The sequence below is a fragment of the Candidatus Nanosynbacter sp. TM7-087 genome, from assembly GCF_022828365.1.
Lineage (GTDB): Bacteria > Patescibacteriota > Saccharimonadia > Saccharimonadales > Saccharimonadaceae > Nanosynbacter.
On record NZ_JAJQJU010000001.1, the window covers coordinates 396,237 to 408,647 of the forward strand.

Sequence of the window (12,411 nt, forward strand, 5' to 3'; positions counted from 1 at the left end):
GAATGAAAGTCAACGAGATACTAAAGAGTGTCCACGTAGCATACGAACAAGCAGCGGATGCGCCTGCACTCAATGATGAGGACGGGCAAATACGACTAAACCTGCTACAGAAGGCTGTACACCGCTGGTCAACGGATAATGCTACTAAATGGAATGAGCTGTTTAGTGTAGGCGATATCGGTCCTATTCAACCTGGACAGCGCGAGTATGACCTGCCGGAAGGATATTCGCTATCTAGCGGATTCTACCTACAGGGCAGCTCAGAGCCTCTATATGTAAAGTCCCCTAGCCAGCTAACTGGCGAAGATGGCAAGTTTGTTACTATTCTGGGAAATCCACAAATCGGACACAAGCTTCGGCTAGGTTGGATACCAAAATCTAGCGATCAGGAAATTGGCAAAACTATCATCGTTAAATACTATCGCGATCCGTTTATTCCAACAAAACTAGATGATGTACTAGAAATGAGCGACCCAAACTTCGCCATAGCCTACGTAACAGCAGAACTGTTCGTAAATGACGATGCCAACCTATACACGAAATATAACAGTGACGCCATGATACTCCTAGCAAATATGCGGCAGCGCAATGAGCTAGTTCCTGATGGGCAGTTTAGCGGACTTGAGGGCGACATTGGGATAGGAGGAGATTGGTAATGGCAGTACAAACTCCCCCACGTATGACAGGCGGCAGCGCTAAAACACAGAACATTATCATCCCGAATTTTAGCGGTGGTGTTAACAGCTATCTAGACGAAGCACGCCTACCGAATAACACGCTCCGTTCTGCCGTAAATTACATGCTAAGACAGGATGGTGTACTGTATCCACGTTGGGGCACAAAAACGTTTTTCCCTGTTCTAGATAAAATGCCCGACGGCTTTGATAAGTTCACCGTAAAAATGCTAGCAACGGCCAGCGGGCTAGAAGAATGGGTGATCATCGTGGAAGACGGCGTCGTCAAGCGATCGAACGGCGGAGCATGGCAGGAAGCAACTGGAGAAAAGCTCACACCTGGATATGAAGCAAAGTTCTATCAAGTGGACGATTGCGTATACATCGTCAATGGTAAGGATGTTCTGGCGTTCTACGACATCGCCAACAATAAGGTGAAGAAGTTTGAAGGTATCGACACGCCAAAAAACCTCAAGGTTACCAATTCTAAGAATCTAGCAACCGGCAGCTATTCCAACTTTTATAAAGTCTCGGCGGTCAATGAGGTTGGCGAAACAATGGCATCAGCTGAGATCTCCGTAAAAACCAACCGTATCCGCAACCAGTGGCGCCAGACAGGCGAAGTTGAGGACTATCTGGAATTAACCTGGGATGCCGTACCAAAAGCCACCCGCTACAACATCTACTACAGCGACATGTCGAATGATGAAACGTATATTGACTCGGTATCGACTAACTCGTATCGAGATTTGGGGCGTACCGCACAAAACGTAGCCGTGGAGGCTCCTGTAGCCGACACCACGTCCGGTCCCGTTCTTCGTGATATCACTGGATCGAGCTACCGTATATTTGGCGTTGGTGTAGACGACAAGGTTTACTGGGGCGGCGTTGGTAAATATATCAGTGCATTCAATGCCTTCTACGGCGGCGGCTGGGTCGAGATAAACAAAGGTACTGGTGAAATACCAATCACCGTCCGCAGTTATCGTGATGGGCGCGGTGAACCAGTAAACGTAGTGTTTATGACAACCGCATCTGGTGAGGGTTCTCAAAACCAGCTTACGCTCACCTCGATGACTGTTGGTAATACATCGTTCATTGTACCGAATATCGCCCGGGTTGTCGGTTCTTACGGTACATACGCCGCCGGCTCAGTTACTGAGGCAGATAACAACCTATTCTTTACCTGCTCCAGAGGCAAAAATACCACTGGCGCTAAACCTGATCTGCTGAACGTATTGAGTACTGAAGAAGTTAGTCTAGCTATTCGCCCAGATTTTGATGGTATCAACCCGCTATATGGCCGCGGGATATCGAGTGTACACTTTGATGGAAAAATATTTGACGCCGTACCAGCCGCCCAATCCAAGGTTAATAATGAAATCTGGATACTGGACTTGCAGCTGAAGGCATGGATACGTCCGTGGACTATTGGTATCAAGAAGCTTATTACCTTTACTCCGAGCGATGGACGCGAGCGATTGATGGGACTTCGCTCAACACCAGACAACAACGGCAAATATCGAATTGTCGAGTTTAGCGAAAAGTACATAACCGATGACGGCGAGCCTTTTGTGTCTACGTTCCGGACAGGACTGCTCCACTTCGATAAGGGACATATGAGCTGGGCAAAAATGAAGAAGACCTACATCGAGCTACTACGCGTGAGCGGATCATTGTCCATTGCGGTGAGCGGCACCGGCAAGAAACGTGTTTTGCACACTCTGAAAGACATTACGGTCTCTAGTGCCATGGTAACGACCGGATTTAACAGCGATAAATTCAACGATTTTGCATTTAACGATACAGAAGGAGGGCACGTAACTTTTAGCGACCCAAGTACTAAAAAATCACTGAAAATAAATAAGGTGGTCAATAACTACCGAGTAGACGGCAGATCGAGCAACGCCTCCTATGGTATAGCCACGATCACATCTGTGGTCATACCAAAGAAAGTGCCAGACCCTGCCAGCTGGAAGAAGTAAATAACTAAAGGAAAAATGAAATGGATAAACTACGAAAAACTTCAAACATACCGCCTACAACATTAAGTGCGTCAATTAGCGATACAGATACGACGATTCCGCTATCCTCTACCGTAGGTGCGGAAACCAGTACGTGTATTGATATTGTCATCGATAGAATTGACGCTGCTGGTGAAAAGACTCCTGACAAAATGGAAGTCGTCACGGTCCTGATATCTGGAAACAATGGCACTAACGCTGTTCGAGGGCGTACTGCCCCGGCTATGCCGCACGAGCAAGGTGCTGTGGTTGAATACAACATCTCAACGTCTGTATTGCATAACGATTTGATTGATGGCATGTCGTCAATCTTAACTCTCGAAGGCAAGCCAAAAGAAAAATCCATACCTCTCGATTCTATCAATGGAGGCACCAAGACAGGTGTGCTTATGGTAGGAGAAGAAGGAAAGACCGCACCTGGTAAGCTCACTCCAGAAAACATCAATTTAGCGACGCTCAATAAACTAGGATTCTCTTCCGTAACGGTTAGACCTGATACTGGCAATTATTACAATAGCGGCTCTAACCGTGTTCGGCTCAAAAAAGTAATCAAACAACATGGTAATATTACTGTTGATACAGAAAACAATGAGTTTATAGTCGGCAAAGATATATCTGAAGTTGAAGTATACGCCTCTGTTATGGCAGAGGGGTTGTCGACCTATCTATATCTCCTTGCCCAAATTAAGAGGAAGGGTTCACGAGATTATGAACGACTTGAACAAACCCTAATTGGGCCTTCAAGTGGCTATGGCGGAATCTCTCTCTTTGCATCTATCAGTGTCAACGAGGGCGATAGGGTCTCTGTACTGCATGACTGCACTGGTACTATCCGTGGTAATTATTCAGTAGTTAAGGTAAAGTCAGCGTAGGTTACTTAACATAAACATATTTATACTCACACCGCAATCTCCTCAAGGGTACGTTCTTACAATTTCGATGTTGCGCAATTTTGTCTGTTTTATTGATAAAATCACGCCTCACAATATATAATACAATCAGTTAGCTACAATGTAGAGACTGCCAATTTGATCTAATGGTGATCAGCGGCAGTCTTTTATTTTGGCAAAGGATAGCAAATGAAAGAAATAGACTTAACAGAATTTGGCGAAATGAAATCAGACGTAAAGCATGTCAAAGAGGCTGTTGACGAGATAAAACGCACGCTTGCCAGCCAAGATAATGTTAGCCGTTCTGAACACCATGAACTAGCCACTCTCGTCTCCGCCATGAAAGAGAGTTACGATAATCGTCTAAATACTCTGGAAGGACAAAATAACGTCAATGCTGCTACGTTCACCGGAAAGCTCGGTAGATGGTTCAATGACGCAATGGTCCAGGAAATCGGTAAAATTATCATCGCAGCAATATTATTCTACCTTTACAATAGCCAGATAACTACTCAAATACAGAAGACCCAAGACGAGATCAATAAGACTAATCACTACGTCAATTCGCGGCTAGAGGCGGAGGCAAAGAAATGACCGTAATCGCCACACTGATATCACTAACCACAATCTCGCTTATTCTCTACCTGATTTTTCGAAGCAACAATAACGACAAAGGAGGACTACAATGAAGTTCGACAAATCCACCAATCAAAAAATATCACTGGCAATGGGCATATTGTCATTCTTCGCGGCGTTCGTGCTGTTTCAAGGAGATACATGGGGATTCTCCCCTTTAGCAAAGCAAATCTTCTCGTCAATCACGGGTACAATTTCTTTGGTAAATATGTATTTCTTCGGTAGCACGGCTGAAAAAATCAAGAACGAAAGGAGCGAAAAATGAAACGAGTAATAGCATTTATTAAGCGTCATTTGGCATCGGTCATTGTTATTGCGGTAATTGCTGTGATTGGCACGATGGCAACACTAGCACATCAGAACGACGACGGCACTCGCACGTTTGACAGAAAAGCGCCAAAATACAGCGAGGCAATTGAACAGGCGCACTGTAAGGTCAAAGCTTCGACTGACGCGGCTATCGCAAGCACGCTTGGCTTCGATGCGCCACAAGACAAAGGCAGCGGCTGCGAACCAAAGGACAAAGAATTAGCACAGCTTGGCTCTGGCGTTTATTACAAGACCGACCTATCCAGTCCTACGGCGTTTGTCAATGCTATGAATGGCCGCGGATTTAATGAGGGCTACGGACTACAGTGCGTGGCAGGGTTTAAGCAGTTTATGTTTAGTCTCTCAGGACGCGTCGTGGCGACCAGAACAGGCGGTGCGAGTGGCTACGCAAATCAAGTAGGCGAAATACAAGCACTCGGCTTTACCTGGCACTCTGGGCAAGCCGGCATGCGTGATGGCGACTGGGCAATATTCGGTGGTGGACAGTATGGGCACGTCGCTATGTATTATCAGGGTAGGTTTTTCGGACAGAACCAAGGCTCAGGCAATATCTACGTTGGCAACGCCTTTAATTTGGCGGATCTAGGCGGTTACCGCAACTCTATCATCGGCTACTACCGCCCTAACATCTGGAATGGCACCGCTAGCGCGCCAGCCGTTCCAGCAGCCAGCTCAAAAGCAGTAAACGACCAAGTTATCGCAGATGTTTTGCGCGGTGTGTACGGCAGCGGCAATGACCGCGTAGCACGGCTACAAGCTGCTGGCTACAATCCAGCCGAAGTTCAAGCAGCGGTGAATGCTCGCGTAGTAGCGCAAGCTCCACGAGCAACCGCGCCGGCTTCGACAGGCTACGTTCAGCGAAGCACTGGCGGTTACGTCGTGCGCCGCGGGGATACGCTCGGCGACATCGCACTGAGGAACGGCTGGCATGACGCGAACGGATTGTTTGGTGATTCTGGCTATACCCAGCGGCTAGCTGAGCGAAATGGAATTGCTAACCGCGGATTGATATATCCGGGGCAAGTTATAAATAAATAAAGAAGGAGTCAAAATAATGGAAACTACCAAATACAACGCGCTAGAAGAATTGCATAACGAACTGAATCGCGACACACCAGGCGATGAAGTTTCTCTTAATATCGGCGGCAAAGAGGTACTGAAAATCAAGTTTCAAACTGGCGGCACAGCTACTACAGAACGTAATGGCGTATTTATCGAGGATTTGCTTATTGTCGCTTACGCAAAATTAGCAGGCTACAATCGAGAGTTGCCGTGCCGCGAAAACAGTGTGGCTCTTACAAAAATCGAGGAAGCTATCATGTGGCTGGCTAATCGCAAAGCTGAGCGTGAAGCTCGCGGTGTGTATGGCACTGAGAAACGTTGAACTGTAAAGTGATTCTTTATAGTTGAGTTAAAACCGCCTCGAAAGTTCGGAGGCGGTTTTTTGACATTTTTTCACAAAATGTTGATTATTCTCGCAATCGTCTGCTATGGTGGTAGTAAGCTAAACCCATTAGTTGAACCTCGCCACCATATTTTGGTGCGGGGTTTTCATTTGTCCCGACACTAAAATAGTAAAAGTTTTGAGGGTAATTAGTGGACGGTAATAAGGATTCTGATCCTCGTGTCAAGACCCTGCGCAAGAGACTTGGCAAAGCATCAGATTTAATAACAAACGACGCGTACCTACCTATGTTTCGAAACCGGCAGATACGCTATCCCAAAGAGTTCGAAGAGAGCCTGATTCAAGCTGCACGCAAGAAAGACCCAAAGCGATGGCTAGCTAAAGTATGGTCGTGCAAAAACATGATAGCCTCTGTGAAGATGCTGGCTAAATACATCGCACGGCGAATAGCTAGACACGCTAAGGAGGTTCATGACGCCAAAGTGGCTAAACAGTTGAAGCGGATAAATCCAGCTGGACTATTGAAGCTAACTGAAATTAAAAAGCAGCGTAAGTCTACAGCTGGTAATTTACTGCTATAGAGCTGTTTGATTCTCTTCTCTAACACGGCGACGACCGTGTGTTTCTTGCTGTCTGACCTCTGTTTTTATATAACAAAATGCTTATATTTTCAAATAATAAGACTTTGTCGCACTGAATCCTGACCGATTCTTGTATTATTTTTTAAGAAAGGTGGGTATTAAGCATGATTTTTATATTTTTTAGCCAATAAACAGCTCTATAAAGAACTATTTTAGTAAATCTTTCATTATAACGATCTTTATAAAGAGATCAGTGGAGTTTTTTATGATGAATAATATTTCAGATTGCTTTAGTGACTTTTTGCGAGACGAAGTCATATTATGCGACAGGAGTAGCAAAACCATAGAGCGTTACCAGTGCTTTTGCAGACTACTGATCAATTTCTTAGGGAACAAACCTATCGATTCCGTATCTCTAGAAGATACCAGAAAATGGCGTGAGATGCTCTACTCATACCAGAAGCCAGATACTGTCAGAGGCTATATAGTTTGCCTCAAGTGTTTTTTCAAATACTGCCAGCGCAAGGGTCGCCAGCTATTATTCGACACCGAAGACATTAAGATACCTAAGCGTGAAAAACGCACCCTAGACATTCCAACCGAAGATGAAGTTGAAGAGTTTATTTCCATCTTAGCCATGAAGCGGCGCGGCTACTGTAATGCTAATAGGCTGCGTAATGTTGCCATCGGCAGACTAATATTCTCATCAGGCATACGCGTTAGTGAGGTGTGCTCTCTGAATCGTAATTCTATTAAGAATCGCCAGTTCACTATCGTTGGTAAAAGCCGAGACTCACGGATATGTTTCATTGATTCTCAGACTGAAAAATGTATCGCAGATTATCTAAATATTCGTACAGACAATAACCCAGCATTATTCATTTCATACCAAACCGAAAAGAGAATGACACCAGGCAACGTCCGTAATGCGTTTGAGGCAGCATGCGCGCGTTCTGGCGGACAATTTGTCGGCATTAGACCTCACGCACTACGCCACAGCTTTGCTACCAAGATGTTGAATAGGTGCGTAGATTTACGCTACATTGGTGACCTTATGGGACATGCTGATCTAAATACAACCAAGGTCTACACGCACTACACAAATCCGCAATTACGAGCCATCTACGACCGCGCCCACGGCGAAATATAAGGGGCAATTACATAAAACAGCCGCTGCTTATTGACATAAGCAGCTTTGTTTGCTATACTAAGTTCATGATCGAAAGATAGAACATTACATCGTAAACGTAGATAGGCTTAGAAAACAAGCATCTATTTACAAGAGCATGTATTGTTTACATGCGGGTATAACTCAGCTGCTAGAGCGCTTCATTGCCATGGAAGAGGCCAGGAGTTAGAGTCTCCTTACCCGCACCAATTCGATATTTAGCCATCCGAACGGGTGGTTTTTTCGTATGTTAATCCTTAGATAACTAATTACATTTGACATAATACCCCCAGGGGGTATATGATTGTTTTATGGATACAGCAGACATCAAACGACGAGCCCTGCATCGCACAAAGATCATATTAGGACAAATGCGCGGACTCGAGAAACAAATTACCGACGACGCGTATTGTATGGATGTTTTAACTCAAAGTCTAGCAATACAAAAATCATTGGCGTCACTTAACAAACTTATTCTGGAGCGACATCTCCGCACGCACATTGCTGATAAAATGGCGTCCGGCGCCGAAGATCAACAAAGTAAAGCGATAGAAGAATTACTCAATCTATATGAATTAAATAATATAAGGACAAAATAATGAATCACGAATCTAATAATCATTGCAATACAAAAAATTCAATCAAACGTATGGCGCTATCGGCAAGTTTACACTGCCTGGCGGGATGTATGATCGGTGAGATGATCGGCGTTACCATCGGCACGCACGCTGGATTTGCGCCACATACTACGGTCATTCTGGCATCAGTCTTAGCTTTCATTTCCGGCTACACCGCGTCAATCATACCACTAGTACGCGCCAAATTATCGCTCATGAAATCCTTAAAGTTAGTTTTTGCCGCCGACACACTATCCATACTGTCAATGACCGTCGTAGACAACATAATCATGCTAATCATTCCGGGCGCCATGGATAAGAACTTAGCTCATCCGATTTATTGGGTTAGCCGGCTAATTTGTATGTTCGCCGCGTTTGCCGTATCGTATCCCGTCAATCTATATTTGTTACGCCGAGGCAAAGGTCACGCATTGACTCATCATTATCATCACATGTAATTTATTTGTTTTGATTTTCCCTATCATCTCGCTTATACTTAAACTATGAAAATTTGGCAAGATGTCGCCTCTCTTTATCAAATTTATCCGCGCAGTTTTCTAGATACGAATGGCGATGGAATTGGCGATTTGAACGGCATTACCGAGAAGCTGGATTATTTATCATGGCTGGGTATCGATTCGATTTGGATTTCCCCATTCTTCGTGTCGCCGCTAACTGACTTTGGTTATGATATCGCAAATTATCGAGCAATTGATCCGACTTTTGGTCAAATGGAAGATTTCCAAGCACTACTTAAAAAGGCTCACAACCTCGACATTAAAGTTATGATCGACCTCGTTCCCTGCCACACTTCAGATCAACATCCGTGGTTTCAAGAATCCAGATCTTCACGCGACAACCCCAAGCGAAATTACTATATTTGGCGCGACGGAAAAGATAATAGCGAGCCTAACAATTGGCGAAGTTTGTCTGGCGGCAGTTCGTGGGAATTTGACGAGCTCACCGGGCAATTTTACCTGCATTCATTCCTGAAAACGCAGCCAGATCTGAATTGGGATAATCCTGAAGTACGTGCTGAAATAAAAAACATAGTGCGATTTTGGTTTGATATGGGCGTTGATGGAATGCGCGTCGATGCAATTTGGGGAATTTCCAAAGATCCTGATTTTAAAGACGACTCTACAAATCCTGATTTTTATGGCAATCCAGACAATTACGGAGCATTTATTCATGACCGCTGTAAAATGGGACCGCATTTTCAGAAATATTTGCAAGAATTGGCGTCAGTCTGCGACGAATATAACGACAAGCAAATGGTGTTTGAATTTTATCCCGACGATAAGCTGGGCGATATCTATCATCAATACAGCCAAATCCTGACAGTTCACCCAAAAGCCTCGGCGTTTTTTATGGAATATCGTGACAACGAATGGCACGCTAAAAATATTGAGAAAAAAATTGAGAATTATCTACAATCAGCAAGCTCAACCACGCCATTTTTCTGCATCGGAAATCACGATCAGCCGCGAATTGTCTCCAGATTGGGCGAAGAACGTGCCCGCGTCCTCAGCTTCTTAAATCTCCTCACTCCAGGAATTAGCGTGATATATTACGGCGACGAAATTGGCATGATGAATGGAGAATTGACCGCTGACGACATTCGAGATAATTTTAGTCCCGCCAATTCTGTTGTTGACAGTCGAGATTTGGAGCGCACGCCGATGCAATGGAATGATTCGCAATTTGCAGGCTTTTCAAGCGCAAAACCTTGGCTTCCCGTTAATAATAATCACACGAAGATTAACGTTGATAGCGAAAAAATCGCAAACGATTCTCTGCTTAATATGCACCGAAAGCTGCTAAAATTGCGCCAAACTCTCCCGATTCTTAAAAATGGCGATTTGAGTATTGTAGAAAACACCGGCAACGGATTTATTCTTGGATTAAAAAGAGGACTGGTTGGTCAACGTGCTTACATTTTCATCAATTTCGCAGACGAGAAACAAAGCTTCTCCGTTCCAGAAAACGCCAAGATTATCACCTCGACTCACTCTGTCAATTTAATTACCGCAGAAAATCTCCAAATGACAATTCCAGGACATTGCGGGGTTTTGCTTATTGTCCAATAATAAAAACACTCAACTAGAATAAGGCTCCAGTTTCAGTATCACACTCTTCTATAGGATAAACGCCCGCACATCGAGCCGCCAGATCTGCCATTTTCTTTTTAGTTTTCTCATCGTCGGCAGCCTCGGTGAGAGCTTCCAAGTCTGAATAGTAATCATCAAGAACATCTGGATAGCTGTTTTGGCTAGATTCTGTCGTATCGTTTTCTAACTCCTCGTCACTAACCTTATTAGCTTCTCTATAAGAGCCGAAGTTACCCAGATTATCGTTCAATATTAGTCGTTGCGAATTTGTGTTTGTTCCACTTGGCAAATAATCAATACACGGCATTTTCTACATTCCTCCTCTTTTTCACTTTATCTATAAATTATTATACACCGCCACCAGATGTAGTGGTAGAGTTAACTTCACAACACTACCAATCTCCGTCACTCCTATAATTCTCGCTATTGAGTCGGATTGAGCTATATCTTTCAATGCAGCCAGTGTAGTTGTTCTGTCTACAAGAGGTCATCAATTTCAGATTGCCAACCTCTTCAAACAGAAAACCCGCTGGCTCTCTACTTCCAGCGGGTTTTGCTATACAACAAAAATCGTCCTGACAAACATCAGAACGAGATTATTAAGTCATACTGTATTTTTACAATCGTAGGAACTTGGTGAGGTGCGCCTCCCCATAACTACGACTGTCCACCACAACAGTTTTGTCTTGAACCGGCACCTCACCTATTCCTGGATGTGATAATATCATAGTTCCACCAGGTTTGAGTAGTCTCATTAACTTGGAAACTGTGGAAAACTGTGGATTATGGTACGGCGGATCAGCAAAAATAATATCGAACTCCCCTGTTGAACTCGCACTTTCCAGCCAATTTACTATCGTTGTTTTTATTACAATAGATTTTTCTTCTACACCCAAAATGCTTATGTTTTCAGCAATTACTCGCTGAGCGACTCGATCTCGCTCCACGAAAACCGCCGATTCTGCGCCGCGACTTAATGCTTCTAGTCCAACAGCACCAGACCCCGCAAAAGCATCCAAAACCCGCGCGCCGCGTATCGATTCACCCAAAGAATTGAACATAGCCGAGCGTACTCGCTCGCCCATAGGATGTGTCGTTGAGCCGGGCGGAGTTTTTATGAATCGTCCGCCAAATTCGCCAGAGATAATCCTAACTCTCACTTTTTTTCTGCCTCGAGCTTCCAAATAGACGCCAGCCAGCCCAACATCACCGACTTTATAATAATCGGCATTAGCTCGTGATTTGTTTGCCAAGCAAGCTCCGTCGTCCAGCCGCTCTTGCTAAAATTGTCATACATTTTCATCGATGCCACGGCGTGAACTTGGTCCAAATAATACTCACGATAGTCGTGATTTTTCACTTGCAATATCTCATCGTTACTCGGAATTGCGTCCTTAAAACGCGGATATGCTACCACGCTAGCTACGCCAGCCTCAAACGCCACGTGTGTCGTCATCATACCTTTGGCGCCCCAGAATTTCCAGTTGTTCTTAATCAGTTCAATTCCGTTATCGCCCTTCATGAGATTTTTCTTCAAAATTGAGGTTCGCGTCTCCAACCCTTCACCGCCGCGAAGTTCTGCCATAGCCTGTTCCAGAGGAAAATGATGAGCCGGAGTCAAACCATCGGTAATCGCATGTGCCATCCAAGCCGCCTCAAACGCTGCTCGCTCGGAATTATTTGTTCGTAGTGCTCGGGCTAAATTGCCAATATGTCCGTCAATCATCTCCAAAAGTGCAGTGTCATTCGGATCGTCCGGATTTATAAAATGCCACGGCTCGTCCACAGCCGGACTCTTTCGCTTGACGCCATCAGGACCATTCTTGCCCTCAAAATGAAGAATGTTTTTAATGTCAGGAAAATCACACCAATCAGGAAGAATTGGTTTTATATTTCTCCTTGCGACTCGATCTATTTTTTGGTGGACGCCAATAAATCGACCAGAGCTATCCCTAATTGTTGTTCCTGCATACAT

The 12,411-nt window shown here is 44.6% G+C and carries 15 protein-coding genes and 1 tRNA gene; 13 read left to right on the top strand and 3 right to left on the bottom strand.

Going from position 1 to position 12,411, the window contains the following annotated elements; all coding sequences use genetic code 11:
- Positions 1–2: 2 nt before the first annotated feature.
- The 13 genes from LRM41_RS02150 (at position 3) to LRM41_RS02210 (ending at position 10,415) form a co-directional block, all read left to right on the top strand.
- Complete coding sequence (locus LRM41_RS02150; protein WP_243819260.1) at positions 3–656, top strand: hypothetical protein; 654 nt, start codon at positions 3–5, stop codon at positions 654–656.
- Positions 656–2,659, top strand: coding sequence for a hypothetical protein (locus tag LRM41_RS02155; protein WP_243819261.1), 2,004 nt, complete (start codon positions 656–658; stop codon positions 2,657–2,659). Before LRM41_RS02150 ends, LRM41_RS02155 begins: the two co-directional genes overlap by 1 nt.
- Before the next feature lie 20 nt (positions 2,660–2,679).
- Positions 2,680–3,570 (top strand): hypothetical protein, encoded by an 891-nt coding sequence (locus LRM41_RS02160; RefSeq protein WP_243819262.1) that lies wholly within the window; start codon positions 2,680–2,682, stop codon positions 3,568–3,570.
- 207 nt (positions 3,571–3,777) lie between these two features.
- The gene (locus LRM41_RS02165) at positions 3,778–4,182 is read left to right on the top strand and encodes a hypothetical protein (protein ID WP_138077116.1); all 405 of its coding nucleotides are present in this window, start codon (positions 3,778–3,780) and stop codon (positions 4,180–4,182) included.
- Positions 4,183–4,273: 91 nt separating this feature from the next.
- Positions 4,274–4,489: a hypothetical protein gene (locus tag LRM41_RS02170; protein WP_138077118.1), complete on the top strand. Its 216-nt coding sequence runs from the start codon at positions 4,274–4,276 to the stop codon at positions 4,487–4,489.
- Positions 4,486–5,592, top strand: a complete 1,107-nt coding sequence (locus LRM41_RS02175; protein ID WP_243819263.1) for a LysM peptidoglycan-binding domain-containing protein — start codon at positions 4,486–4,488, stop codon at positions 5,590–5,592. The genes LRM41_RS02170 and LRM41_RS02175 overlap by 4 nt, the downstream gene beginning before the upstream one ends.
- A gap of 16 nt (positions 5,593–5,608) precedes the next feature.
- The gene (locus LRM41_RS02180; protein ID WP_243819264.1) at positions 5,609–5,938 is read left to right on the top strand and encodes an Acb2/Tad1 domain-containing protein; all 330 of its coding nucleotides are present in this window, start codon (positions 5,609–5,611) and stop codon (positions 5,936–5,938) included.
- Between the two features lie 212 nt (positions 5,939–6,150).
- Positions 6,151–6,540, top strand: coding sequence for a hypothetical protein (locus LRM41_RS02185; RefSeq protein ID WP_243819265.1), 390 nt, complete (start codon positions 6,151–6,153; stop codon positions 6,538–6,540).
- Positions 6,541–6,805: 265 nt separating this feature from the next.
- Positions 6,806–7,690, top strand: a complete 885-nt coding sequence (locus tag LRM41_RS02190) for a tyrosine-type recombinase/integrase (RefSeq protein ID WP_243819266.1) — start codon at positions 6,806–6,808, stop codon at positions 7,688–7,690.
- 151 nt (positions 7,691–7,841) lie between these two features.
- Positions 7,842–7,917, top strand: a tRNA-Gly gene (locus LRM41_RS02195).
- A 102-nt stretch (positions 7,918–8,019) separates the two neighbouring features.
- Entirely contained in the window at positions 8,020–8,307 is a 288-nt protein-coding gene (locus LRM41_RS02200; protein WP_243819267.1) for a metal-sensitive transcriptional regulator, read from the top strand.
- Complete coding sequence (locus LRM41_RS02205; RefSeq protein ID WP_243819268.1) at positions 8,307–8,783, top strand: DUF4396 domain-containing protein; 477 nt, start codon at positions 8,307–8,309, stop codon at positions 8,781–8,783. Before LRM41_RS02200 ends, LRM41_RS02205 begins: the two co-directional genes overlap by 1 nt.
- Positions 8,784–8,828: 45 nt before the next feature.
- Positions 8,829–10,415 carry an alpha-glucosidase gene (locus tag LRM41_RS02210; protein ID WP_243819269.1) on the top strand — a complete coding sequence of 529 codons (1,587 nt, stop codon included), beginning with the start codon at positions 8,829–8,831 and terminating at the stop codon, positions 10,413–10,415.
- A 13-nt stretch (positions 10,416–10,428) separates the two neighbouring features.
- Here the strand turns inward: LRM41_RS02210 and LRM41_RS02215 are convergent, their stop codons facing one another.
- From LRM41_RS02215 to LRM41_RS02225, 3 genes are all read right to left on the bottom strand, one after another.
- The gene (locus LRM41_RS02215) at positions 10,429–10,743 is read right to left on the bottom strand and encodes a hypothetical protein (RefSeq protein WP_243819270.1); all 315 of its coding nucleotides are present in this window, start codon (positions 10,741–10,743) and stop codon (positions 10,429–10,431) included.
- Between the two features lie 310 nt (positions 10,744–11,053).
- Positions 11,054–11,596, bottom strand: a complete 543-nt coding sequence (gene rsmD / locus LRM41_RS02220) for a 16S rRNA (guanine(966)-N(2))-methyltransferase RsmD (RefSeq protein ID WP_243819271.1) — start codon at positions 11,594–11,596, stop codon at positions 11,054–11,056.
- A complete protein-coding gene (locus LRM41_RS02225; protein WP_243819272.1) occupies positions 11,593–12,411 on the bottom strand; it encodes a phospholipase C/P1 nuclease family protein in 819 nt (272 codons plus the stop codon). Before LRM41_RS02225 ends, rsmD begins: the two co-directional genes overlap by 4 nt.

Excerpts from the sequence above, each read along its gene's own strand:
- LRM41_RS02150 (WP_243819260.1), top strand. The coding sequence starts at position 3 with ATGAAAGTCAACGAGATACTAAAGAGTGTCCACGTAGCATACGAACAA.
- LRM41_RS02155 (WP_243819261.1), top strand. The coding sequence starts at position 656 with ATGGCAGTACAAACTCCCCCACGTATGACAGGCGGCAGCGCTAAAACA.
- LRM41_RS02160 (WP_243819262.1), top strand. The coding sequence starts at position 2,680 with ATGGATAAACTACGAAAAACTTCAAACATACCGCCTACAACATTAAGT.
- LRM41_RS02165 (WP_138077116.1), top strand. The coding sequence starts at position 3,778 with ATGAAAGAAATAGACTTAACAGAATTTGGCGAAATGAAATCAGACGTA.
- LRM41_RS02170 (WP_138077118.1), top strand. The coding sequence starts at position 4,274 with ATGAAGTTCGACAAATCCACCAATCAAAAAATATCACTGGCAATGGGC.
- LRM41_RS02175 (WP_243819263.1), top strand. The coding sequence starts at position 4,486 with ATGAAACGAGTAATAGCATTTATTAAGCGTCATTTGGCATCGGTCATT.
- LRM41_RS02180 (WP_243819264.1), top strand. The coding sequence starts at position 5,609 with ATGGAAACTACCAAATACAACGCGCTAGAAGAATTGCATAACGAACTG.
- LRM41_RS02190 (WP_243819266.1), top strand. The coding sequence starts at position 6,806 with ATGATGAATAATATTTCAGATTGCTTTAGTGACTTTTTGCGAGACGAA.
- LRM41_RS02200 (WP_243819267.1), top strand. The coding sequence starts at position 8,020 with ATGGATACAGCAGACATCAAACGACGAGCCCTGCATCGCACAAAGATC.
- LRM41_RS02205 (WP_243819268.1), top strand. The coding sequence starts at position 8,307 with ATGAATCACGAATCTAATAATCATTGCAATACAAAAAATTCAATCAAA.
- LRM41_RS02210 (WP_243819269.1), top strand. The coding sequence starts at position 8,829 with ATGAAAATTTGGCAAGATGTCGCCTCTCTTTATCAAATTTATCCGCGC.
- LRM41_RS02215 (WP_243819270.1), bottom strand. The coding sequence starts at position 10,743 with ATGCCGTGTATTGATTATTTGCCAAGTGGAACAAACACAAATTCGCAA.
- LRM41_RS02225 (WP_243819272.1), bottom strand. The coding sequence starts at position 12,411 with ATGTATGCAGGAACAACAATTAGGGATAGCTCTGGTCGATTTATTGGC.